The organism is Streptomyces sp. NPDC041124 (assembly GCF_055592385.1).
Genome location: NZ_JBVIYR010000002.1, coordinates 555,824 through 577,904 on the forward strand (window position 1 = coordinate 555,824; position 22,081 = coordinate 577,904).

At 74.1% G+C, this 22,081-nt stretch carries 19 protein-coding genes; 9 read left to right on the forward strand and 10 right to left on the reverse strand.

Features of this window, described 5'->3' with window-relative positions; all coding sequences use genetic code 11:
* Positions 1 to 7: 7 nt before the first annotated feature.
* Both ACZ6A9_RS06980 and ACZ6A9_RS06985 read right to left on the reverse strand, forming a co-directional pair.
* A complete protein-coding gene (locus tag ACZ6A9_RS06980) occupies positions 8 to 751 on the reverse strand; it encodes a zinc ribbon domain-containing protein (protein ID WP_468980688.1) in 744 nt (247 codons plus the stop codon).
* Positions 748 to 1,653 (reverse strand): Nif3-like dinuclear metal center hexameric protein, encoded by a 906-nt coding sequence (locus ACZ6A9_RS06985; protein WP_468979804.1) that lies wholly within the window; start codon positions 1,651 to 1,653, stop codon positions 748 to 750. The genes ACZ6A9_RS06980 and ACZ6A9_RS06985 overlap by 4 nt, the downstream gene beginning before the upstream one ends.
* A gap of 195 nt (positions 1,654 to 1,848) precedes the next feature.
* On the opposite strand from ACZ6A9_RS06985, the gene ACZ6A9_RS06990 reads away from it, so the two are divergent.
* On the forward strand, positions 1,849 to 3,102 hold the full coding sequence (locus ACZ6A9_RS06990) for a hypothetical protein (protein ID WP_468979807.1): 1,254 nt from the start codon (positions 1,849 to 1,851) through the stop codon (positions 3,100 to 3,102).
* Positions 3,103 to 3,437: 335 nt separating this feature from the next.
* Here the strand turns inward: ACZ6A9_RS06990 and ACZ6A9_RS06995 are convergent, their stop codons facing one another.
* A complete protein-coding gene (locus ACZ6A9_RS06995; protein ID WP_468979813.1) occupies positions 3,438 to 4,295 on the reverse strand; it encodes a MaoC/PaaZ C-terminal domain-containing protein in 858 nt (285 codons plus the stop codon).
* A 230-nt stretch (positions 4,296 to 4,525) separates the two neighbouring features.
* On the opposite strand from ACZ6A9_RS06995, the gene ACZ6A9_RS07000 reads away from it, so the two are divergent.
* Together ACZ6A9_RS07000 and ACZ6A9_RS07005 are read left to right on the forward strand one after the other, a co-directional pair.
* Positions 4,526 to 5,752, forward strand: a complete 1,227-nt coding sequence (locus tag ACZ6A9_RS07000) for a sensor histidine kinase (RefSeq protein ID WP_468979816.1) — start codon at positions 4,526 to 4,528, stop codon at positions 5,750 to 5,752.
* Between the two features lie 47 nt (positions 5,753 to 5,799).
* On the forward strand, positions 5,800 to 6,441 hold the full coding sequence (locus ACZ6A9_RS07005) for a response regulator (protein ID WP_468979819.1): 642 nt from the start codon (positions 5,800 to 5,802) through the stop codon (positions 6,439 to 6,441).
* Between the two features lie 62 nt (positions 6,442 to 6,503).
* On the opposite strand, the gene ACZ6A9_RS07010 is transcribed toward ACZ6A9_RS07005, so the two are convergent.
* Positions 6,504 to 7,934, reverse strand: a complete 1,431-nt coding sequence (locus tag ACZ6A9_RS07010; protein WP_468979821.1) for an MFS transporter — start codon at positions 7,932 to 7,934, stop codon at positions 6,504 to 6,506.
* Positions 7,935 to 8,169: 235 nt separating this feature from the next.
* Here ACZ6A9_RS07010 and ACZ6A9_RS07015 point away from each other — a divergent pair, with 235 nt between their 5' ends.
* The 4 genes from ACZ6A9_RS07015 to ACZ6A9_RS07030 all read left to right on the forward strand — a co-directional run bounded on the left by ACZ6A9_RS07015 (position 8,170) and on the right by ACZ6A9_RS07030 (position 12,491).
* Positions 8,170 to 9,699 (forward strand): MFS transporter, encoded by a 1,530-nt coding sequence (locus ACZ6A9_RS07015; RefSeq protein ID WP_468979826.1) that lies wholly within the window; start codon positions 8,170 to 8,172, stop codon positions 9,697 to 9,699.
* Positions 9,700 to 9,849: 150 nt separating this feature from the next.
* Complete coding sequence (locus ACZ6A9_RS07020; RefSeq protein ID WP_468979831.1) at positions 9,850 to 10,509, forward strand: class I SAM-dependent methyltransferase; 660 nt, start codon at positions 9,850 to 9,852, stop codon at positions 10,507 to 10,509.
* 9 nt (positions 10,510 to 10,518) lie between these two features.
* Complete coding sequence (locus ACZ6A9_RS07025) at positions 10,519 to 11,490, forward strand: N-acetylmuramoyl-L-alanine amidase (RefSeq protein WP_468979836.1); 972 nt, start codon at positions 10,519 to 10,521, stop codon at positions 11,488 to 11,490.
* 158 nt (positions 11,491 to 11,648) lie between these two features.
* Complete coding sequence (locus ACZ6A9_RS07030) at positions 11,649 to 12,491, forward strand: hypothetical protein (protein ID WP_468979839.1); 843 nt, start codon at positions 11,649 to 11,651, stop codon at positions 12,489 to 12,491.
* 150 nt (positions 12,492 to 12,641) lie between these two features.
* Here the strand turns inward: ACZ6A9_RS07030 and ACZ6A9_RS07035 are convergent, their stop codons facing one another.
* Genes ACZ6A9_RS07035 through ACZ6A9_RS07045 form a run of 3 tightly spaced genes read right to left on the reverse strand, consistent with a single transcriptional unit; the run spans position 12,642 to position 17,343 of the window.
* Complete coding sequence (locus ACZ6A9_RS07035; RefSeq protein WP_468979841.1) at positions 12,642 to 15,368, reverse strand: multicopper oxidase domain-containing protein; 2,727 nt, start codon at positions 15,366 to 15,368, stop codon at positions 12,642 to 12,644.
* On the reverse strand, positions 15,365 to 16,528 hold the full coding sequence (locus ACZ6A9_RS07040) for a hypothetical protein (RefSeq protein ID WP_468979848.1): 1,164 nt from the start codon (positions 16,526 to 16,528) through the stop codon (positions 15,365 to 15,367). Before ACZ6A9_RS07040 ends, ACZ6A9_RS07035 begins: the two co-directional genes overlap by 4 nt.
* Complete coding sequence (locus ACZ6A9_RS07045; protein ID WP_468979851.1) at positions 16,525 to 17,343, reverse strand: helix-turn-helix transcriptional regulator; 819 nt, start codon at positions 17,341 to 17,343, stop codon at positions 16,525 to 16,527. Before ACZ6A9_RS07045 ends, ACZ6A9_RS07040 begins: the two co-directional genes overlap by 4 nt.
* 74 nt (positions 17,344 to 17,417) lie before the next feature.
* Here ACZ6A9_RS07045 and ACZ6A9_RS07050 point away from each other — a divergent pair, with 74 nt between their 5' ends.
* Both ACZ6A9_RS07050 and ACZ6A9_RS07055 read left to right on the forward strand, forming a co-directional pair.
* Entirely contained in the window at positions 17,418 to 18,206 is a 789-nt protein-coding gene (locus ACZ6A9_RS07050) for a DUF2249 domain-containing protein (protein ID WP_468979854.1), read from the forward strand.
* Between the two features lie 73 nt (positions 18,207 to 18,279).
* Positions 18,280 to 18,573: a hypothetical protein gene (locus tag ACZ6A9_RS07055; protein WP_468979857.1), complete on the forward strand. Its 294-nt coding sequence runs from the start codon at positions 18,280 to 18,282 to the stop codon at positions 18,571 to 18,573.
* Positions 18,574 to 18,604: 31 nt separating this feature from the next.
* Here ACZ6A9_RS07055 and ACZ6A9_RS07060 read toward each other — a convergent pair whose 3' ends face one another.
* Genes ACZ6A9_RS07060 through ACZ6A9_RS07070 form a run of 3 tightly spaced genes read right to left on the reverse strand, consistent with a single transcriptional unit; the run spans position 18,605 to position 21,911 of the window.
* Complete coding sequence (locus ACZ6A9_RS07060; RefSeq protein ID WP_468979863.1) at positions 18,605 to 19,708, reverse strand: prenyltransferase; 1,104 nt, start codon at positions 19,706 to 19,708, stop codon at positions 18,605 to 18,607.
* A complete protein-coding gene (locus ACZ6A9_RS07065; protein ID WP_468979866.1) occupies positions 19,705 to 20,451 on the reverse strand; it encodes a class I SAM-dependent methyltransferase in 747 nt (248 codons plus the stop codon). Before ACZ6A9_RS07065 ends, ACZ6A9_RS07060 begins: the two co-directional genes overlap by 4 nt.
* The gene (locus ACZ6A9_RS07070; protein ID WP_468979870.1) at positions 20,445 to 21,911 is read right to left on the reverse strand and encodes a glycosyltransferase family 4 protein; all 1,467 of its coding nucleotides are present in this window, start codon (positions 21,909 to 21,911) and stop codon (positions 20,445 to 20,447) included. Before ACZ6A9_RS07070 ends, ACZ6A9_RS07065 begins: the two co-directional genes overlap by 7 nt.
* Positions 21,912 to 22,081 lie beyond the last annotated feature (170 nt).

Sequence of the window (22,081 nt, forward strand, 5' to 3'; positions counted from 1 at the left end):
CTCAGCCCTACAGCCCCGACTCCGACGTGCGCACCAGGATGCGGCGGCAGTTCTCGCAGCGCACCACCGTGTCGGGCGCGGCCGAGCGGATCTCGTTCAGCTCGGTGATGGCGAGCTCCTGGCGGCAGCCCTGGCAGGTGCGGGCGTACAGCTTCGCCGCGCCGATACCGCCCTGCTGCCCGCGCAGCTTGTCGTACAGGCTCAGCAGGGGGGCCGGCACGGCACCCGAGACGACCTCGCGCTCCTTCGTCACGGTGGCCACCTCACCGTCGATCTCCTCGACGGCGGCGTCCCGGCGCGCGGTCGCGTCGTCGATCTTCCCCTGGACGGAGCCGACCCGCTCGGTCAGTTCGGCGACCCGCTCCTGGGCGGACTCGCGGCGCTCCATGACCTCCAGGACGACGTCCTCCAGATCGCCCTGCCGCTTGGCGAGGGAGGTGATCTCGCGCTGGAGGTTCTCCAGGTCCTTGGGCGAGGAGACGGCACCGGAGTCCAGGCGCTTCTGGTCGCGGGTGGCACGCTGGCGCACCTGGTCCACGTCCTGCTCGGCCTTGGTCTGCTCGCGGGAGCAGTCGCTCTCCTCGGTCTGCGCGGCGACGAGCAGGTCGCGCAGCTGGGTGAGGTCCCGGTTCAGCGACTCGATCTCGGCGTGCTCGGGAAGCGACCGGCGCTTGTGGGCGAGCTGCTGGAGACGGACGTCGAGGTCCTGGACCTCCAGGAGTCGGATCTGGTCGGCGGGCTCGGCGTTCAGTTGGGGGCTCCAGATGTGTCGGAATCGGAAGGGGCGCTCGGAGCGCTCCCCTGAAGGGCGGTGGTGGACGACGGGCGGGCGGAGGCCGCGTGGGCCGTCCACGGGTCGGTGACCGTCTTCGAGACGTGGACGCGCAGGCCCCATCCGTGACGGTCGGAGATCTCGTCGAGCTGGGCGGCCGCCAGCTCGCACCAGGGCCACTCGGTGGCCCAGTGCGCCGCGTCGAGCAGCGCGAGGGGGCTGTGGGCGCGGGCCTCGGACACCGGGTGGTGACGGAGGTCCGCGGTGAGGAAGGCGTCCACTCCGGCGGCCCGGACGTGGTCGAAGAGGCTGTCGCCGGAGCCGCCGCTGACGGCGACCGTGCGCACGAGCGCGTCGGGGTCGCCGGCGACGCGGATGCCCTGCGCGGTGGCGGGCAGCCGTTCGGCGGCACGGGCGGCGAGGTCACGCACGGTCAGCGGGTGGTCGAGCTCGCACACCCGGCCCAGGCCCCTGCGGCCCTCGGGATCGGACGGGTCCGGCACCAGGGGCCGGACGACCCTGAGGTCCAGGGCTCCGGCGAGGGCGTCGGAGACACCCGGGTCGGCGGTGTCGGCGTTGGTGTGGGCGACGTGCAGCGCGATGTCGTTCTTGATGAGGGTGTGCACCACGCGGCCCTTGAAGGTGGAGGCCGCGACCGTGGTCGTACCGCGCAGGTAGAGCGGGTGGTGGGTGACGAGCAGGCCGGCGCCGAGCGCCACCGCCTCGTCGACGATCTCCTGGACCGGGTCGACGGCGAAGAGGACCCGCGTGACCTCCTGGCCCGGCTCGCCCACGACGGTGCCGACCGCGTCCCAGGACTCGGCCCGCTCGGCGGGCCACAGGTTCTCCAGCGCGGCGATGACTTCTGACAGACGGGGCACGCTGCAAGGCTACCTGCCTGCCCTCCTCGCCAGAACCGGCGCCGCTGTCGCGGAGGCGGTCGCCCCTCACGGAGCACAACTCCTCCCCGACCTCAGGCGAATCGTTCCTGGGGCACCCGTATGTGTGAAGCGGGCCGTCAGCCGCCGCCGCGGGTGCGGGCGATAACTACCGTTCGTCACCGGAGGTGACCGACGATGACGGTCTGTGCCATCGAACCTGTGGCGGGACATGAGGGCGGAGCGGGACGGGCGGGCTGCACCATCACCGCGGACGGGAGCTACGCCGCGCGCCTGGCAGTCGCCGGTGACTCCTTCTTCCCGGAGCGCTGGACCCTGGACGGCCCCGAGCCGTACGCCGTACCCCTGCCGGGAAACCAGCCGGAGGAGCCCGGCACCGAGGTGCAGCCGCTCGGCGACGGGCGGGTCCTCATCCACCGGCGGGCGGACGGACGGCACGTCTTCTCCTTGCTGTACCCGGCCGGCGCCGGTACCGGGGAGCTGCCGCTGGGCACGGTCGCCTGCCCGGAGGAGGGGACCGGGCCCCGGCTGCTGCCGCCCGCGCCGGGCGGGGAGCGGGCGTACGTGATCGCCGCGGGGCCGCGCTCGACGGCGGTGTGGCTGGTGGCGGGCGGCGCTCGCGGACCCGAGCGGGTCGCGGAGGTCCCCGGCCGCTGCTCGGGCGGGGTGTGGCTGGACCGGGCGGGGCGGATGCTGGCCCTGGACCGGGAGGCCGGCGGGTGCACCAAGTCGGTCGTGGTGGACCTGGAGCGCGGCGGTGAGGTGTCCCCGCTGCTGCAGATCACCGACGGCAGCGACGACCGGGTGCTGCTCGCCGACCCGGACAGCGGGCTGCTGCTGATCCGTTCGGACGCGCCGTCCCCGGGGCGGGACCGGCTGGGCTGGGGGGTGCTGGGCAGCACGCTGCCGGTGCGTTTCCCTCAGTGCCTGCGGTTGCCGGACTGCACGGTGACGCCGTTCGCGATCCAGCCGGGCCAGATGCTGACTCCGGAGGGCTGCGCGGTGGCGCTGCGCGTGGACGGCGCGGCCGGCAGCTGGATCGCGGTGTGGCGGCCCGTGGAGCGGAAGGTGCGTCACTTCCCCGCCCCGGCGGGGTGGTTGACGGGCTCCGGGCTGTGGACGGCGGACGGTGCGCTGCGGCTGCCGTACGCCACCCGGTCGGTGCCGTGCGGTGTGGCGGTGCTGCGGGTGCCGGGACAGGAGCGGCAGCCGGAGGGACTGGAGGTCCGGCCGGCGGCGGGCGTCTTGGACGCTGCGGGTGCGGGTGCGGCATCGGGGGAACTGCCGCCGGAGCGGCGACAGTCGGGTGCCACGTCCGGTGAACTGCCGTGTGGGGTGGCCCCGGTGGCGTACGGCGTCTCCGCGACCCTGGCCGTACCCCGCCCCGTTCCGCTGCAACAGGCGCCCCTGGCACGGCTTGTAACGAAGTAGCGGCGGTCGGCGTGGCCGCCTGGATCCGGGGTGCGGTGGGGCGGTTAGACTCGCCCGGCTGTAGGAAAGATCATGTTTACGGGGTGAATTCCTTCCGATGAGCGATATCCGCACGAACCAGGCACAGACCGCCGAGGACGGGCAGAGCACCGCCGGTCGCGGCAGGCACCGGGGGCCGGTCTCCACGCAGGAGGCTGAGGCGTCCCCGCGTGGCCGTCACCGCAGGCCGGCACCGGAGAACGAGTGCGTGGGATCGGCTGCCTGACGGTACGTCAGTCAGCGGGTCCCGCCACGGCCCCGCCCGTCGCACACCGACGGGCGGGGCCGTTCGCCGTTCACGCGTGGGTGACGGTGGTGTCCGTGAGCACCGGCGCGTCCCCGCGTCCGGCCGCGCTCACGGTCACCGTCACGTCGCCGTCGCCGCGCCACAGCCGGGTCCGCAGCGTCTCTCCCGGGTACGCGACCCCGGCGAACCGGGCGGTGCAGGAGCGGACGCGGGTGACGTCGCCGTCGAGCAGGGTGTCGACCACGGCCTTGAGGGTCATGCCGTAGGTGCACAGCCCGTGCAGGACGGGCCGTTGGAACCCGGCGAGCGCCGCGAACGCGGGGTCGGCGTGCAGCGGGTTGCGGTCGCCGGTCAGGCGGTAGAGCAGGGCCTGGTCCTCCCGCACGGGCAGGTCGAGGGTCCGGTCCGGCGGGCCGGCGGGCACCGGTTTCCGCGCGGAGGGGCCGCGCTCACCGCCCCAGCCGCCTTCACCGCGGACGTGGACCCGTGCCTCGCAGGTCCACAGCGGGCCGTCGCCGTCGGCGGCCTCGGTGCGCAGGACGAGGAGGGCCGCGCTGCCCTTGTCGTACACGGCGGTGATCCGGTCGGTGGTGGTGGCGGTGCCCTCGGCCGGCAGGGGGCGGTGCACGGTGAGCGACTGGCCGCCGTGCAGGACGCGGGCGAGGTCGACGTCGACACCGGGCACGGACAGGGCGCGGATCACGCCGGGCGGTCCGCCGCCGGCGACGGTGGCGAAGCCGGGCAGCACGTGCAGCCGGGACTCCAGGGTGTAGCGCAGCTCGCCGGGGTCGGTGGCGGGGCGGCCCGCGCCGATGCCCAGGTGGTAGAGCAGCACGTCCTGCGCGGTCCAGGAGATCCGGGCGGTACGGGGCGGGGCGGCGAGCGCCCGGGCTGCGTCGATGGGCATGGGTCTCCTGTTCGCCCTGTCCTCTGTCCGGCCGGCCCCCGGTGGGCGTCCCCTGGAGGGCGGCGGGCGGGACATGTGTCCTGCCGAAAGCCGTACGGGCGGCTCTGCCGGGGCGGCCGGAAGGACCCTACCGTCGTGGGTGGGACGCACGCGGGACAGCACGAACGACCGCGGGTACGGCAACAACGGGGACGGCGCCGGCTGGACGGCGCGGACTGGGGGCTGAACGCATGTCGACGTCGTGTGGGACGTGGGGGCACGTCACGGAGAAGGGGTGGGCCGCGCCGGCCGGCGGCCCCGGGTCGCTGCCGTGGCTGCTGCTCGGAATGGGGGCCTTCTCCCACCTCTTCCAGGGGACCACCCCGAACCCGTGGATCGGCGGCGCCGGTCTGCTGGTCTTCAACTCGCTCTATGTGTTCCTGGCGTTCAGCGCCCGCCCGTGCGGGCGGCGCGACGTGCTCGCCACCCGGGTGGCGCTCGGCCTGCTGGCGGCGGTGACCTGTGCGCTCGCCGTCGGTTACGGCGGCGGCTGGCTGCTGTTCTTCCCGCTGCTGGGGCTCGCGACCGGCGTGGTGCTGCGCGGACGTGGGCTCCTGGTGGCGGGGGCCGCGGTGACCGTGGCCGCGGGGGTGGTCTCCTTCGCCCACGACGGCTGGGACGGCCTTCCGGTCCTCTACGCGACGGCGATCTCGGCGACGGTGACCGCGACGATCCTGCGGCTGGCGGAGACGGTGCGGGAACTGCGGGCGGCGCGTGAGGAACTGGCCCGCCGGGCCGTGGCGGAGGAACGACTGCGCTTCGCCCGCGACCTGCACGACCTGCTCGGGCACACCCTGTCGGTCGTGGTGGTGAAGTCGGAGGCGGCCCGCCGGCTGGCACCGCGCGACCTGGACGCGGCACTCGCCCAGGTGACCGACATCGAGTCGGTCGGCCGGCAGGCGCTCACCGAGATCCGGGAGGCCGTGACGGGCTACCGGGACGGCAGCCTGGACACGGAGCTCGACCGGGCGTGCTCCGCCCTCACGGCGGCGGGCGTCACCCCGGTGGTGCGCCGCTCGGGCCCGCCGCCGGCCCCGCGTACGCAGGTGCTGCTGGGGTGGGTGGTGCGCGAGGCGGTCACCAACGTCGTACGGCACAGTGCCGCGCACCGCTGCGCGATCACGGTGGCGGTGACACCGGAACGGGCACGTCTGACCGTCACGGACGACGGTGACGGCGCCCGGGACACCGACACGGGCGGCACGGGGCTGCGCGGCCTGGCCGAGCGGCTCGCGGCGGCGGGCGGCACCCTGCGCACCGACCGCGGGGACGGCGCGGACGACGGGGACGGGGACGGGGGTGCGCGGGTGGGCTTCACGCTCTCGGCGGAGCTGCCGGCGGGCGTCGCCGGGGACGCCGGTACGCCCGGGCCGCCCCCGGAAGCCGTGGCAGCGGGGCGGGGGCCCGAGCCGCGATGACCGCACCGTCCGGGCGCGTTGCGCTCCCCGCGTCCTACCCTTCCCCCGTGACCGAGACGCCGCACGACCACCGGCCCGCCGGGTCCGTCCGCGTCCTGCTCGCGGAGGACCAGGGGATGATGCGGGGAGCGCTCGCCCTGCTCCTGGGGATGGAGCCCGACATCGAGGTCGTGGCCCAGGTGGCGGCCGGTGACCTGATCGTCGACACCGTGCTCGCCCACCGCCCCGACGTCGCGCTCCTCGACATCGAACTGCCCGGCCTGAGCGGTCTGGACGCCGCCGCGGACCTGCGTGAGCGGGCGCCGTACTGCAAGGTGCTCATCCTCACCACGTTCGGCAGGCCCGGCTATCTGCGGCGGGCCATGGACGCGGGGGCGGCCGGGTTCCTCGTCAAGGACGGGCCCGTGGAGGAGCTGGCCTCGGCGATCCGCCGGGTGCTCGCCGGGGAGACGGTGGTCGATCCCGCACTGGCCGCGGCGGCACTCGGCGCGGGGCCCAACCCGCTCTCGGCGCGCGAGTGCGACGTCCTGCGGGCGTCGGCGGACGGCGTCACCGTCGCCGACGTCGCGGCCCGTCTCCACCTCTCCGAGTCCACGGTCCGCAACTACCTCTCCGCCGCCATCGGCAAGACCGGCACCCGCAACCGCGCGGAAGCCCTGCGGGAGGCCCGCCACCAGGGCTGGCTGTGACCTCACCGGCCGCGCGGCCCGACGAACGGCGACCCCGCTCCCCGGTGCACCGGACGGCGTGCCTAGTGCGGTCCCGTCCCGCGGCGCGGCAGCCAGACCCACATCAGGACGGCCCCTGCCGCCAGTACCGCCGTTCCCACGCCGAAGACCAGTGCGTAGCCCTCCGTCAGGGCCTCCGGGGTCCTCACTCCCGCCGTGCGGGCGGCCGCGACGGTCGACATGACCGCGAGGCCGAGGGAACCGCCCATCGTGCGGGAGGTGTTGATCAGCCCGGAGACCAGACCGGCCTCCCCCGGTGCCGCGCCCGACATGGCCAGGGCGGCGAGCGGGGTTCCGGCGAGGCCCGCGCCGAGCATCATCAGGACGCCGGGCAACAGGATCGCGATCAGGTACGTCCCGTCCACGGTCATCGTCGACTGCCAGGCGCACCCGACGAGCGCGATCAGCGTGCCGAGCACCGCCGCCGTGCGCGGTCCCGCCGTACGCATCAGGCGGGGGGCGAGTTGCGAGCCGAGGACGACGGCGAGCGAGCTCGGCACCAGGGCGAGGCCGGCTTCCAGCGGGGTGTAGCCGAGGACGTTCTGCGCGTACATGGTCATGAAGAACCACATGCAGAACAGCGCCGAGCCGTTCAGGAACATCGCCACGTTCGCCGACGCCACCGCACGCAGCCGCAGCAGCCCGAGCGGCATGAGCGGGGCCCTGGCCCGTGCCTCGACGAGGAGGAACACCGCGATCAGGGCGAGTCCCGCGCACAGCGGCACCAGGGTGGCGCCCGCCGCCCAGCCCTCGGCCTCGGTCTGGGAGATGCCGTACGCCAGCGTGGCGAGACCGGCCGTCACCAGCAGCGCGCCGGGCAGGTCGAGCCGGCGCCCCTTCCCGGTCCGGCTCCCCGTCAGCCAGCGGGCTCCCCCGGCCAGCAGCACCGCGCCTGCGGGTACGTTGATCAGCAGGACCCACCGCCACGACAGCGTGTCCACCAGCAGCCCGCCGACGAATCCGCCGGCCGCGCCGCCGCCCGCCCCGACGGCCGTCCAGGTCGCGATGGCGCGGGCACGGGCCGCGCCGGCGGGCACCGCCGAGGTGACGAGGGTCAGCGTGGAGGGCGCCAGCGCGGCGGCCCCCAGCCCCTGCACGGCCCGCGCCAGCAGCAGCTGCCAGCCCTCCTGGGCGAGGCCGCCCGCGAGCGAGGCCAGCGTGAACAGGCCGAGGCCGGCGAGGAACATGCGCTTGCGCCCGTAGAGGTCACCGGCGCGGCCGCCGAGCAGCATGAACCCGGCGAAGGCGATGGTGTACGCGGTGACCACCCACTGCAGGCCCTGCTCGTCGAGCGCCAGGGCGCTGCGCACCGACGGCAGCGCGACGTTCACCACCGAGATGTCGAGGACGACGAGGAACTGCCCGGCGCACGCCAGTGCCACCACCAGCCACATGGGGGAGGCGGTGCGTGCGGGCAGGCGGGCGGTGTCGGGGGCTTCGAGCATGTGGGCCATGCTCTCAACCGGTCCGGGCCTCCCGCACCGGTCCGTCGGCCGACGCGGTCCCGGTCGCCCGGCGCGGGCGGACAGGCGGCGGGCGGGATCGCCGGGCGGGCGGAGGAGCTCTTGACAGCCTCAAGGAAAGGTCAAGAATTCGTTAGGGTGCCAAAGCATCGGAATAGTTGCCTCGGTGTACGGGGTTCGGTTTGCACGTATTGCTGGAAACGGCCGGCCCCCGGAGGCACCCTTCATGACGCAGATGACGACCGACCGTCCCTCCGGCAGAGCGGGCGGGGCCGTGGTCCCGGTGCTCGCCTTCGCGGGCATCGTCGTCGCGGTGATGCAGACCCTGCTGGTCCCGGTCATCAAGGACCTGCCGCGCCTGCTGGACGCCTCCCCCGCCGACGCCACCTGGGTGCTGACCTCCACCCTGCTGTCCGGCGCCGTCGCCACCCCGATCATGGGCCGCCTCGGCGATCTGTACGGCAAGCGGCGCATGCTGATCGCCAGCCTCGCGGTGATGGTCGTCGGCGCGCTGGTCAGCGCGAGCACGAGTGATCTGATCGTGATGATCACCGGCCGTACGCTCCAGGGAGTCGCGATGGGCGCGATTCCGCTCGGTATCGGCCTGATGCGCGACATGCTGCCGCGGGAGCGGCTGGGCTCGGCGATGGCCCTGATGAGTTCCTCCATAGGCGTCGGCGGCGGCCTCGCGCTGCCCGCCGCCGCGCTGGTCGCCCAGCACTCCGACTGGCACGCCCTCTACTTCGGCGCCGCGGCCCTCGGTGTCCTCGCCATCGTCCTCACCCTCGCCGTCGTACCGGAATCGCCGGTGCGCGCCCGGGGCACCTTCGACCTGCCGGGCGCGCTGGGCCTGTCCGCCGGGCTCCTCCTGTTCCTGCTCCCCGTCTCCAAGGGCGGCGACTGGGGCTGGTCCTCGGGCACCACGCTGGGTCTGCTCGGGGCCGCCGTCGTGGTCCTGCTCCTGTGGGGCCGCATGGAACTGCGCCGCGCCGCTCCCCTGGTGGACCTGCGGACCACCGCCCGCCGCGAGGTGCTGCTCACCAACCTCGCGTCGATCATGGTCGGCGTCTCCTTCTTCGTCGTCTCCCTGGTCCTGCCCCAGCTGCTCCAGCTGCCCGCCGGGCACGGGCTCGGCCAGTCGATGGTCGTGGCGGGCCTGTGCGTGGCCCCGCTGGGCGTGACGATGATGTTCACCGCTCCCCTCTACGCCCGGCTGTCCACCCGGTACGGCCCGAAGCACACGCTCATCCTCGGCCTGCTGATCATCGCGGCCGGGTACGGGGGCGGACTCGGGCTGATGGACGCCGTCTGGCAGACCGTCGTCACCTCGGTGGTGCTCGGCGCGGGCATCGGCCTCGCCTACTCCTCCCTGCCCGCGCTGATCATCGGCGCGGTCCCGGCCTCCGAGACGGGCGCCGCGAACGGCCTCAACACGCTGATGCGGTCCATCGGTACGTCGGTGTCGAGCGCCGTCATCGGCATGGTGCTGGCGAACACGGCGGACACCGTGGGCGGGGTGGAGATCCCGACGCTGCACGGCTTCCGCGTCTCCTTCCTGATCGCGACCGCCGCGGTGGCCGTCGGTCTGCTGCTGGCCCTGTTCCTGCCGGGCCGCCCCGAGCAGCACCCGCAGCTGCGGGCGAGCAGCGAGGAGGACGCGAACCTGGCCCGCGCGCAGACGGCCCTGCGCGCGCCCCTGGGGACGGCGGGCGTTCCCGCCGCCCGCGCCGAGGCCCGCGGAGAAACCGGCCCCTGAGCGACGGCTTCCCGGCAGCCCGCGCGCCGTGACGGCGTCGGGCCGGAACGGTCCCGGTCACCTGCCGGTACCCCCTGTCCTCCGTGCGTGCCGGACGTGCGGCAGCATGAGCCCGTGCACACACCTGCGACCTCGGGAGAGGCAAGCCCCATGTCGATGGCACCCGAGCCCGGGATCCTGGCCGCGTTCGAGGCGGCGAAGGGCTTCATGCCCGCGGACGAGGGCCTGGCCCTGTACGCGGCGGCGGCCGGCGCCGGCCGGCTGGGCCTGCCCCTGCTGGAGGTCGGCACCTACTGCGGGCGCTCCACGATCCTGCTCGCCGACGCGGCCCGCGCGGCCGGTGTCACCGCGCTCACCGTGGACCACCACCGCGGCAGCGAGGAACAGCAGCCCGGCTGGGACTACCACGACCCGGAGACCGTCGACCCCGAACTGGGCCTGATGGACACCCTCCCCACCTTCCGCCGCACCCTGCACCGGGCGGGCCTGGAGAACCACGTGGTCGCCCTGGTCGGCCGGTCCCCCCAGATCGCCGCACTGTGGGCGTCCCCGCTCGGCCTCGTCTTCATCGACGGCGGCCACACCGACGAGCACGCCACCGCCGACTACGAGGGCTGGGCCCCGCACGTCGCCGAGGGCGGCCTCCTCGTCATCCACGACGTCTTCCCCGACCCCGTCGACGAGTTCACCGGGCAGGCCCCCTACCGCGTCTACCTCCGCGCCCTCGCGTCCGGCGCGTTCACCGAGGTGTCGGCCACCGGCTCCCTGCGCGTCCTGCGCCGTACGGGCCCGGGTGCCGAAGACCGTTAGGGTGACTGCGTGTCGTACACAGGACCCGGCTTCGAACCTGCCCCGCCCCGGCGGTCCCGGCGTCGCGCCCTGACCGTGGCGCTCGCCGCGCTCGTGTCCGGAGGGCTGCTCGGGTGGGGCGTGTACGCGGCCGTGGGCGGCTCGCAGGACGACGAGGCCGCCCCGGCAGGCGCCTCCCCGTCGGCTTCCGCGCCGGGCCCGTCCCGTGCGCCGTCGCCCTCCGGCGGGAGCGCGTCGCCGTCGGCCGAGGACGAGAAGCCCGGCGCCACCGAGACGTCCCCGTCGGCGTCCGCCCCCGCCGCGTCCGGCGCGCTCAAGGGCAAGGTCGTCGTCATCGACCCGGGACACAATCCGGGCAACTTCCGGCACACCACCGAGATCAACCGCACCGTGGACATCGGCACGAACCGCAAGGAGTGCGACACCACCGGCACTTCCACCAACGACGGTTACGCCGAGGCCGAGTTCACCCTCGACGTCGCGCACCGGATGCGTACGCTCCTCGAAGCGCGGGGCGCCACGGTGAAACTGACGCAGGACGACGACCGGCCGTTCGGGCCGTGCGTCGACGAGCGGGCCCGGATCGGCAACGAGGCCGGGGCCGACGCCGTCGTCTCCCTCCACGCGGACGGCTCCGGCAGCGGCAACCGCGGCTTCCACGTCATCCTGCCGGGCAGTGTGCGGGCCGGTGCCGCCGACACCCGCGCCATCGTCGGGCCGTCGCGCGACCTCGGTGAGCGCATCGCGGGCAACTTCGTCCGCGCCACCGGCAGCGCGCCCTCCAACTACACCGGTGGCGGTACCGGACTCGTCACGCGTAAGGACCTGGGCGGTCTCAATCTGTCAACGGTTCCCAAGGTGTTCATCGAGTGCGGCAACATGCGCGATAGCAAGGACGCGGCACTGCTGACCAGCGGTGCCTGGCGGCAGAAAGCGGCGCAAGGGATTTCCGACGGAATCGTGAGCTTCCTGCGCGGGTAAGGGTCATCGCAGTGATCCAGGCGGACAGCCCGATCCTGCGGACGATAGTGTCGTCCGTACGATGAGGGGCCACCCCCGCGCTTCGCACCGGATCCTTAGGGCGACATGGTGACAGCGACGCCTCTTCCGACGACGAGACGACCTACGAAGGACCTGAAGTGAATATCCGCTCCCTCACTCGAGGCGACGGCGTGGTGATCGGAGCAGCGGTATTGCTGTTCATCGCGTCGTTCCTCGATCTGTACTCGATCGATGGCGCCCCGGACAGCGCGGACATCCCCAACCTGTGGGACAGCGGGCCGGTGGTGCTCGGCGTCGTGCTGGCGGGGATCATCGGTGCGGCGCTGGTCGTCGTGGCCCGGGGGCTGCCGCAGCCGCGCAAGGTCGCCGGACTCGACCTCGGCCAGTTCGGTGTGGCCTTCACGGTGTTCGCCGCCTGGTGCGCGCTCGGCAACATCTTCGACCCGGTGGGCGGTTTCGACGGCAGCGGGGGCTTCTCCGCGGACATCGGCGCCGGCACGGGCCTGATCCTCGCGCTGGTCGCCACGCTCGTCATGGCCGGCGCCGCGATCGCGACGCCCCTGGTCCCGGCCCTCAAGGGTGCCCTCCTCCCGGCCGCCCGTCCGGCCGCGCCGCAGCCCTACGGCGCCCAGCCTCCCGGCGGTTACGGCTACCCGGGCGCGGGCGGGCAGCAGGCGTCCTTCGGTGGCCAGCCGCAGCCGGGCCAGCCCGGCGGCCCCGGGCAGCAGCCCTACCCGGGGCAGCCGCAGCAGGGTCAGCCCGCCGCTCCGGCGCCCGCCGGTGACTTCTCGCCGTTCTGGTTCGCCGTGCCGGTGCCCCGGCCGCTGTTCCCGGAGGACGGCTCGTCGACGCCGATCGCCGAACTGGCCCCCGGTACCTGGTACCTGGCGGTCGAGCAGCGCGGCCAGGCGCTCGTCGCGCAGACGCAGGACGGCCGTCGCGGCGTCCTGCAGGACACGTCGGGCATTCAGCGCGGCTGATCCCCCGCTCCTCCTCGTCGCGGCCCCTCGCCCCTGCGGGCGGGGGGCCGTTGCCGTCCAGTCGGTCATCGGGGCGGCGCTCGGGCGGGCCGAGCAGGAGTGGACGAGCGGCGGATCACGGGTCTCACCCACCACGGCGGTGCGGTCCGTTCAGCGCACGCGCAGGACGCCGTGCGCGCCGCGTTCCGCGTCGCTCATGATGTGGGAGACGAACGGGTAGTTGCCGGCCCCGGGCAGGGTCAGCTCGACGAATCCGCCCGAAGCGGGGGCGAGATCGAGGACCTGGGCGCCGCCCTGCTCCGGACCGCCCGGCTTCAGGTCGTACGCGCCCTCACGGAACACCGTGTCGAACTGTCCGCCCACGACGTGGAAGGCGCCGGGTACGTTCGGGCCCGCCGTCAGCACCCAGATCCGTACCCGCTCGCCGGCCTTCGCGGTGAGCGGGTCGTGGTCGTACTGGTTGGCGTACCCGTTGAAGGCGACGATGTCGGGTTCCTGGGACTTCAGCTTCGCGGCGTCGGCCGTGCCGTTCTGCTCGCCGAGGTAGAACTCCGACTGGACCAGCAGGTATTCGCGGTCGACGCGCGGCAGGTTCGGCGGGTCGATGACCACGGCGCCGAACATGCCGTTGGCGATGTGCAGGGACATCGGCATGGTCGAGCAGTGGTACATCCACACCCCGCTGCGGGTGGCCTCGAACCGGTACGTCAGCGACTCGCCGGGCTGGATGGTGCGCATCGGCCGGTCCGGGGCCAGCGCTCCGGCGTGGAAGTCGACGGAGTGGCCGAGGGTGCCGTCGTTGACGAGGGTGATCTCGAAGGTGTCACCGACGCGACCCCGCAGGACGGGTCCGGGGACCGTCCCGCCGAAGGTCCACACCTTCTGCCGTACGCCGGGGGCCACTTCGGCCTCCGCCTCCCGCACGGTGAGGGTGCGCTTGTGCAGCCGGGGGCCGGTCTGGTCGGTCGTGGGCGGCAGTTCGGCGTCGCGGGCGGTGAAGCCGTCGGACGGTACGGCCATCGGGTCGAAGGCGTCGGCGGCGGACTCGCCGGTGCCCTCGGAGGTCGTTGCGCCGTGGTGGTGCCCGGTTTCCGCACCGTCCTCGGGCGCGGCGCTGCCGTCGTCCTTGCCGGTCGCGCCGCCGGCGTCGCCCCCGGTGACCCGTACCGCGAAGACCATGCCCATCTGCCGGTGTCCGACCACCGAGCACCAGCCGTCCAGGTTCCGGCCGACGACCCCCGCGTCCAGCGTCGTCCGCTTCCCCGGCGCGACGCGGTCCGTGCGGGCGCCGGTCTCCAGCACCAGGTCGTGGGTGTCGGTGCCGGTGTTGTCCAGCTCGATGACGAGACGGTCACCGGCGGGCACCTCGATCGAGGCCGGTGAGAACCGCATGCCGCGGACCGACACCTCGACCGTCGTGGTGCGACCGGTCGGGGTCACCTCGCCGCCGTCCGCGTTCGTCGCGGCCGACCGCTCCAGGACCGGCAGTGACCGGACGTCCGCCGCGCCGCCGCCCGCGACGGCCAGCAGCACGACCGCGAGCCCCAGGGCCACTCCCCCGAGCACCCGGTGCGCGACGGCGGGCGGGTCCGCGGGAGCGGGGGCGTCCGCGGACCCGCCGCGGCGACCGCGCAGGCCCCGTACGACCGTGAGGACCAGCGATGCCAGGAAGTGCAGCAGCACCGTCAGCAGCAGGACGGAGTTGACCACCCGGACCATGGACGGCACCGGGAGGACGCAGAGCAGCAGTGCGGCGTTGGTGATGGTCAGCCGCGCGGGCCAGGCCCGTTCGAGTCCGGCGGTGGCGGCGCGTACGGCCGTGGGGCCGCCGCCCAGGACCACGGGGACGAGGAAGCTCAAGGCGCCGAGCAGCACCTGGGCGATCCAGCCGGCGGCCAGCGGGGCGGTCAGCAGGGATGTGCGCTCCCCCACCGTGATCCACGAGGTGGTGGAGAGGAAGATGCCGGCCAGCACCAGCAGGGATCCGGCGAGCCAGAGGCTGCCCGCGGCCACCGACCAGGCGGCGAAGGAGCGGGGAGCCTTCGCCCGCGCCTCGCGCACCCAGGGGATGCCCGCGACCACCAGCCCGGCGGCGTAGGCGGCCACACCGGGGGCGGCCAGCGCCGGGGGCCCGAGGAGGGCGGCGGCGACGGCCGCGCCGAGGCCGGCGAGCAGCACGGGCAGGGCCCTGCGTCCGGCCCGTTCCGCCCCTTCGGCGACCCGGGTGCGCAGCATCGTCGGCCACAGGGTGATCAGCGTTCCGGCGACGGTGAGACCGACCCAGCCGAGCAGGTTGATCAACTCGTGTGCGATCAGCATCCGTTCGGGGAGGTCACCACCGAGGTCGCCGCGGGCCATGAGGACCCCCAGTCCCGCCCCGGCGGGCAGCAGCGCGGCGGCCGCCACGTAGTAGCGCACGGTCATGGTGAACCGGCCCGGCAGCGCCCGGCGCAGCAGCCGGACCAGCCACACGGCGTGGGCGGTGACGGCGGCGGCGACCAGGGTGCCACCGCCGAGGACGGCGGGCCAGTGGTCGGAGAACATGCCGCCCATCACGGCGACGGCGCCGGCGTTCAGGCAGAGCAGCCGCAAGGCCGCCGGGGCGCCCCGGTTCGCCTCCGGCAGCCGGAGCACGGAGGCGGCGAAGTGGCCCGACCAGATGACGACGGCGTTGGTGACCGCTCCGAGCAGCAGGATGTGCACCAGCAGCCAGCCGGCGTGGGGGAGGAAGTGATGGGCACTCCCGACCACGGCGGACAGCACGAGCCAGGCCACCACGACGGCGTTCACACCGAGGTGCCACAGGGCGCGCGGCGATCGTCCGGACGGCCTGGGGCCGGGTCCGGCCGACGGGGGCGGGGACAGTTGCGTGGTCACCGGGTGTTCCTCGGGTCGGCAGGGGCGGGAGCGGGCGAAGCGGGTGGGGAGGCCGGTGGGGAGGCGGCACGCCGGGTGGCCGCCACCGACGTGGTCGCCGCGGTCAGGACGAACAGCAGCACCGCCGCGATGTTGAGCACCCCGCCGAGCTGCCACGCCCCGCGGACCTCCCGCAGGTCGCCGACCACCACGCGCAGGAGGAGGGAGCCGTGCAGCAGCCAGGCCGCCGCCGCGAGCCCGGGGTGGTAGGGCAGCGGGCGGCGCAGTACGGCGGGCAGGATCACCGGGGCGTGCGCCATGATCATCGACATCACGAAGCCGAGGAACACGGCGTGCACCACGGCGTCGTAGCGGCTGCCCCCGGCGACCGGACCGCCCAGCAGCCACAGCGCGCCGGCCAGGCCCAGCCACGCGTACCCGGCGAGCAGACAGGCGGCGGTGAAGCGGGGCAGTCCGGTGGAGCGCAGCAGCCGGCGGGCGACATCGTGCGCGACGAGCCAGCCGACCAGGGCTATCAGGGCGGCGCCGAGGAGCAGCGTGCCGGTGGCGGGCCACATCAGGGTGGTGGCGACTCCGGCGGCGACCGCGCCGAGGCAGGCCAGGAAGGCGGGCTCGGCGTGCGGACTCAGGGCGGCCACCCGGGCCAGTTCCAGTCGCTCGCCGGCGATGGTCAGCACGAGGAAGGCGACCAGCCAGGGCAGCAGCCGCGGGACGTCGAGGCCGCCCAGCCACAGCAGTGCCGCCCCGAGTGCCGACACCGCTCCCGCGGCCTGGGCAAGCAGGGCGGCGCTCGGCTGACGGCGCCAGAAGCGTACGTACAGAGCGGTCAGGACAGCGCTTCCGGCGACGAGCAGCGACCGCGGGACGGTGAGGCTCACGGGGGTGAGCAGCAGCAGCCCCCCGGTGCCGAGCGCGGCGGGGGCGAGGTAGCCCCAGCGGCTGCCCAGGGCGACCGCGCGTTCCAGCGCCACCAGCGTGCCGGCGAAGCCCAGCACGAGGAGCACCCCGTGCACCTGGGGCAGGCGCTCACTGGTGACCGGGGCGGGGAGGCCGAGCAGCAGGAGGGCGGCGTCGAGACCGGCGAGCAGGCAGAGACCGGCTGCCAGCAGCAGGGGCGCACGGCGGGCACCGGCGCGCCGGGCCTCGGGGGTCGGGGTCACCGGGCTTCTCCTGACGGTCGGGGGTGGGCGGGGTCGGTGGCCTCGGTGTGGGGGCCGGCGCCGGCGGAGGCACCCGGGGCGGAGGTGCCGGCAGAGGCGGAGGTGCCGGCGGAGGCACCCGGGTCGGGAGCGCTGTCGGCAGCGGGGGTGCTCAGGTGGAGTCGGCAGGCGTCGGATTCGGCGAAGGGGAGGAGTTCGACCTCCTGGTGCTGTTCGCCGAGTGCGGTGAGGGCCGCCCTGGCCAGCCCCTCGTGGACGCCGCAGATCACACCGGGGTGCTCGCGGGCCGTCTCGGCGAAGGGACAGCGCGGCAGCCGGACCCGGCGCGCGTCCTCGTCCGCCTCGGGCGCGAAACCGATCTCACCGAGGAGGTGCAGCAGGCGTTGCCGTGCCTCCTTCGGATCCGCCGACGGCGCCTGTCCCGTGGTCAGGACACGTCCCCAGTCCTCGCCCGCCGCGAGGGCGTCCCCGCGCGGATCAGTACTGGCACGGGCGATCCGGGCGGCCAGGACGGCGGCGAGCCCGGCGTACTCACGGGCGGGGGACGCCTGCGGCGGGCGGGCCCGGTAGCGCCAGGCGGGGCGGCCGCGGCCGGCGGGGGCGGACCGTTCACGGGCGGCCAGACCGTCGTCCACGAGGGCGTCCAGGTGCTCGCGGACGGTGTTGACGTGCAGCGCGCACACCTTCGCGAGGGCGGCGGCGGTGACGGGCGCGGTCCGGCCGCGCAGGTGGTGCAGGACACCGCGCCGCTGCGGGGACAGCGGAACACGCTGTGCGCCGCTCCCGGGAAGCGGGCCGTTATTTTCCACGGTCATGTCCGTACTATATTGCAGGTACCGGCCCACTCCGCTCGGACGGGTCGTCGACGGCTGGAAGGAACGGCCCCCTGATGAGCACTCTCACTCTCGCATCGGACCCCAAGGACGCGGCGGCCGTGGAAGCCGTCGAAGCGCATCACGCCCAGCTGGCCGGTGAGCTGGCCGGACGGGTGGCCATGCTGGTCGCCGCCGCGGACGGCGACCCGGCCGCGGCCGACGAGGTCCGCTCCGCGCTGGTCTCCTTCTGCGACCGGGAGCTGTTGCCGCACGCGACCGCGGAGGAGGGCACCCTCTACTCCGCCGCCCGCGAACTGCCCGAGGCCCGGCTGCTGATCGACGGCATGCTCGCCGAGCACCGGCGGCTCGTCGCGCTGGTCGACGCACTGCGCGAGGCCGGCCCGGCCGTGCGGGCGGCGGCCGACGGGCGGGCGCTCCAGGTCCTGTTCGAGGAGCACCTGGACAAGGAGAACGACCTCGTCCTCCCCGTCCTCGCCGGCAACCCGGACATCTCCCTCTCAGGGCTCCTGGGGGGCATGCGCGAACTGCTCGGCGGCGGCGAGGAGGCAGCGGCCGACGGCGAGTCCGCGGCCGGCGGCTGCGGCGGCACGTGCGGGTGCGGCGGGTCGGACGACGCGGACGTGCCCGAACTCGACGTCCGGGAGGTCCCGCACGCACTGCGGCACGCGACGGTGTTCGGCGCGCTCGCCGCCGTACCGGCCGGGCGGGCCATGCTGCTCGTCGCCCCGCACGACCCGCTGCCGCTGCTGCGGCAGATCGAGGACCGGCACCCCGGTGCCTTCGCGGTGGAGTACCGGCAGCGCGGCCCGGAGGCGTGGCGGCTGCTGCTCACCCACCGCTGAGTTCGCCGCGCGCTTCCGTCCCGTCCCCGAACGTCCCTGGTTTCAACCGGGCGTTCGGGGCCAGTCGGAAAGCATGTCCCCTCGATATCGCTCTGGTTCCACCTCCGCGGGGACGGTCATCGCGGTGATCGCGGACGTCATGGCCGTCATCCTCGGACTGTGGATTGTGATGTACCTGCTGGAGGCCAACCGGGCCAACGATCTGGTCCAGTTCGTCCATGACGCGGCCAACGTGCTGGCAGCCTGGTCGCGTGACCTGTTCACCTTCGACGAGGAGTGGGCCCGGGTCGTCTTCGGCTACGGACTCGCCGCCGTCGTCTACCTGTTCGTCGGCCACGCCATCGCCGGCCGCATGCGCCGCCACTGACCCGGGCGGCCCGCAGGGGGCGGTCCGGGGGTCAGGTGAGGGCGCAGCAGTCCGGGTCCAGACCCCTGGGCAGGTGTTCGCCGCCGAAGACCGCGCAGGTGGGCTCGTGGCCGCCGAGGGCGGCGACCGCCAGCAGGAGTGAGCCGGCCGTCCACGTGGTCAGCTCGCGCGGCCATATGGCGTCGTCGTCGAAGACGTACCCCGTCCAGTACAGGCCGCTCTCCGGATCGCGCAGGTGCCGGATGGACTGGAGCACCTCCAGCGCACGGTCGGACTCGCCCATCGCCCACAGGGCCAGGGCGAGTTCGGCCGACTCGCCGCCGGTCACCCACGGGTTGGGCACCACGCAGCGCACCCCCAGGCCGGGCACGACGAAGCGCTCCCAGCCCTCCTCGATGCGCGCCTTGGCCTCCGGGCCGGTGAGCGCGCCGCCGAGGACCGGGTAGTACCAGTCCATCGAGTAGCGGTCCTTGTCCAGGAACCGCTCCGGGTGGTGCCGGATCGCGTGCCGCAGCGCGCCCGCCGCCAGCTCCCAGTCGGGTTGGGGCTCCTCGCGCTGCTCGGCGATGGCCAGCGCACAGCGCAGCGCGTGGTGGACGGAGGAGGAGCCGGTGAGCAGCGCGTCCGCCGTGGGCGTGCCGTCGTCGTCGCGCCGCCAGCCGATCTGCCCGCCGGGCTGCTGCAGGCGCAGCACGAACTCCACCGCCGCGCACACGGTGGGCCACATGCGGTCCAGGAAGGTGTCGTCACCGGTGGAGAGGTAGTGGTGCCACACGCCGACCGCGATGTAGGCGACGAAGTTGGTCTCCCGGCCCCGGTCGGTGATGTCGAGCGGGTCGCCGTCGGCGTACGCCGCGTACCAGGAGCCGTCCTCCAACTGGTGCCGGGCGAGCCAGAGGTAGGCCCGCTCGCCGGCCTCGTACTCTCCGGCGGTGTCCAGTGCCATCGCGGCCTCGACGTGGTCCCACGGGTCGAGGTGGTGCCCCCGGAACCACGGGATCGCGCCGTCCTCCCGCTGCACGGCGAGGATCCCGGCGACGGTGTCGGCGGCCTGGTCGGCCGTCAGCACACCGTCGAGGACCAGGTGTTCGGTCCGAGGAGTCCTGGGCGTACGGGGAGTCCTGGAGCTCGTCACGTCGCGTCCGCCTCGACCGCGGCACGCGGCAGGTGCGGCTTGGTCGCGTAGGCGACGAAGCTCTTGCCGATCACCGGGTTCAGCGCCCGCTCGGCGACCCGGGTGGCCAGCGGCTTCTTCATGATGTCCCAGACCAGCAGCTTGTGGTACGCCCGTACCGGCAGCGCCTTGTCGTTGTCCACGCCGAACGCGCACTTCAGCCACCAGTACGGCGAGTGCAGCGCGTGCGCGTGGTGGGTGCCGTAGGGACGCAGTCCCGCCTCGCGCATCTTCGCCAGCAGTTCGTCCGCCTTGTAGATGCGGATGTGGCCGCCCTCCACCTCGTGGTAGGCGTCGGAGAGGGTCCAGCAGACCTTCTCCGGTCCGTAGCGCGGCACGGTGACGGCGATGCGTCCGCCGGGCTTGAGCACCCGCACCATCTCGGCGAGCACGCCCTTGTCGTCGGGGATGTGCTCCATCACCTCGGAGATGATGACGACGTCGAAGGACTCGTCCGGGAAGGGCAGGGCGAGGGCGTCGCCCTCCATCGCGGTGGCGGTGGCCCCGGCCGGCGCCTCCCCGGCCTCCTTCATCGCCGCGAACCACTTGGCGACCTCGCGGATCTCCTCGCCGTTCTGGTCCAGCGCCACCACCTGGGCACCGCGCCGGTAGCACTCGAAGGCGTGCCGGCCGGCCCCGCAGCCGAGGTCCAGGACACGGTCGCCCGGGGCGAGCGGGAACCGGGAGAAGTCGACGGTCAGCACGTGGCCCTGCTTTCGCGATCGGAGGTGTCGGCCGCGGTCACGGGGACGGCACCCGTGTCCACGAGGGTGTCGGGGAGGACGTCCGGGCCGGCCGGGGCCGGGCGGCGCGCCGCGGGCTCCGTCGCACGGGCGGCGCCGGCGTCACGGCCCGCGCCGGCCGCCGCGGTCGCCATCGCCTCGCGGTAGCGGGCCACCGTTCCCTCGGCGGCGCGCGCCCAGGTGAACTGCCCCAGCACCCGCTCGCGTCCGGCCGCGCCGAGGCGCGCCCGCAGCTCGGGGTCGCCCAGCAGCCGGGTCAGCGCGGCGGCCAGCGCCCCGGCGTCGCCGGGCGGAACGGCCAGACAGGTCTCCCCGTCGCGCCCGGCGACCTCGGGGATCGCGCCGCCGGTCGTGGCGACCAGCGGGGTGCCCGTGGCCATGGCCTCGGCGGCGGGCAGGGAGAAGCCCTCGTACAGCGACGGCACGCAGGCGACCTGAGCCGACCGCACCAGGTCGACGAGTTCGGCGTCCGAGATGCCCTTGACGAATTCGACGGCGCCCTCGAGGCCGTACCGCTCCATCGCCTGGGCGACGGGCCCCTCCGTGGGCCGCTTGCCGACCACGACGAGGTGGGCGTCGGGCTGCTCGGCCCGCACCTTCGCCAGCGCCTCGACGAGGAAGACCAGGCCCTTCAGCGGCACGTCCGCGCTGGAGGTGGTCACGATCCGGCCCGGGACGACCGCCACGGACGGGTCGGGCGAGAACAGGTCGGTGTCGGCGCCGATGTGGACGACGTGGATGCGGTCCTCGCGCACGCCGAGGTCCTCGACGATCTCCTGGCGTGAGGTGCCGGAGACGGTGAGGACGGACGGCAGCCGGCGCGCGACCCGCTTCTGCATGCGGGTGAAGGCGTACCAGCGGCGCACCGAGAGGCGCCGCTGCCAGTTCTCGGCGGCGTCCAGTTCGAGCCGCCGGTCGACGGTGATGGGGTGGTGGATGGTCGTCACCAGGGGGGCGCCGACGTCGCCGAGCAGGCCGTAGCCGAGCGTCTGGTTGTCGTGGACGACGTCGAAGTCGCCGCGCCGGGCGCGCAGATGGCGGCGGGCGCGCAGGGAGAAGGTCAGCGGCTCGGGGAAGCCGCCGGTCCACATCGTGCCGACCTCGAGCGCGTCGATCCAGTCGCGGTACTCGTCACGCTTCGGGGTGCGGAAGGGGTCCGGCTGGCGGTACAGGTCGAGGCTGGGCAGCTCGGTGAGGCTCAGCCCGTCGTAGCCCTCGTCGAGCACGGCGTAGGGCTGGGCGCCGATCACCTCGACGCGGTGTCCGAGGCGGGCGAGTTCGCGGGAGAGGTGGCGCACGTAGACGCCCTGACCGCCGCAGAACGGGTTCCCCTTGTAGGTGAGGAGTGCGATCCGGAGCGGTCGCAAGCCGTCGGATGCGGGCCCCGCCGAGGGCCCGGCCTGACTGGCCTCAGCGGTCACTCTGGGCCCCCTTCTCCTGCACTGTCCCGCGACAGTACGCCGGGACGCCGATCTAGAACAAGTTTCAGAGTTGATCGTCTGGAGGATCCGAATCTACCGGCAGGTAGGGATGCTGTGACCAGTGGATCAGGTGATTCACGCCACGGCGGACGGCGTGCCATGCTGTCCGA

What these genes read in the sequence shown, in the direction of transcription:
- ACZ6A9_RS06990 (WP_468979807.1), top strand. Translation starts at nt 1,849, where the DNA reads ATGACGGTCTGTGCCATCGAACCTGTGGCGGGACATGAGGGCGGAGCG.
- ACZ6A9_RS06995 (WP_468979813.1), bottom strand. Translation starts at nt 4,295, where the DNA reads ATGCCCATCGACGCAGCCCGGGCGCTCGCCGCCCCGCCCCGTACCGCC.
- ACZ6A9_RS07000 (WP_468979816.1), top strand. Translation starts at nt 4,526, where the DNA reads ATGTCGACGTCGTGTGGGACGTGGGGGCACGTCACGGAGAAGGGGTGG.
- ACZ6A9_RS07010 (WP_468979821.1), bottom strand. Translation starts at nt 7,934, where the DNA reads ATGGCCCACATGCTCGAAGCCCCCGACACCGCCCGCCTGCCCGCACGC.
- ACZ6A9_RS07015 (WP_468979826.1), top strand. Translation starts at nt 8,170, where the DNA reads ATGACGCAGATGACGACCGACCGTCCCTCCGGCAGAGCGGGCGGGGCC.
- ACZ6A9_RS07020 (WP_468979831.1), top strand. Translation starts at nt 9,850, where the DNA reads ATGTCGATGGCACCCGAGCCCGGGATCCTGGCCGCGTTCGAGGCGGCG.
- ACZ6A9_RS07045 (WP_468979851.1), bottom strand. Translation starts at nt 17,343, where the DNA reads ATGACCGTGGAAAATAACGGCCCGCTTCCCGGGAGCGGCGCACAGCGT.
- ACZ6A9_RS07050 (WP_468979854.1), top strand. Translation starts at nt 17,418, where the DNA reads ATGAGCACTCTCACTCTCGCATCGGACCCCAAGGACGCGGCGGCCGTG.
- ACZ6A9_RS07055 (WP_468979857.1), top strand. Translation starts at nt 18,280, where the DNA reads ATGTCCCCTCGATATCGCTCTGGTTCCACCTCCGCGGGGACGGTCATC.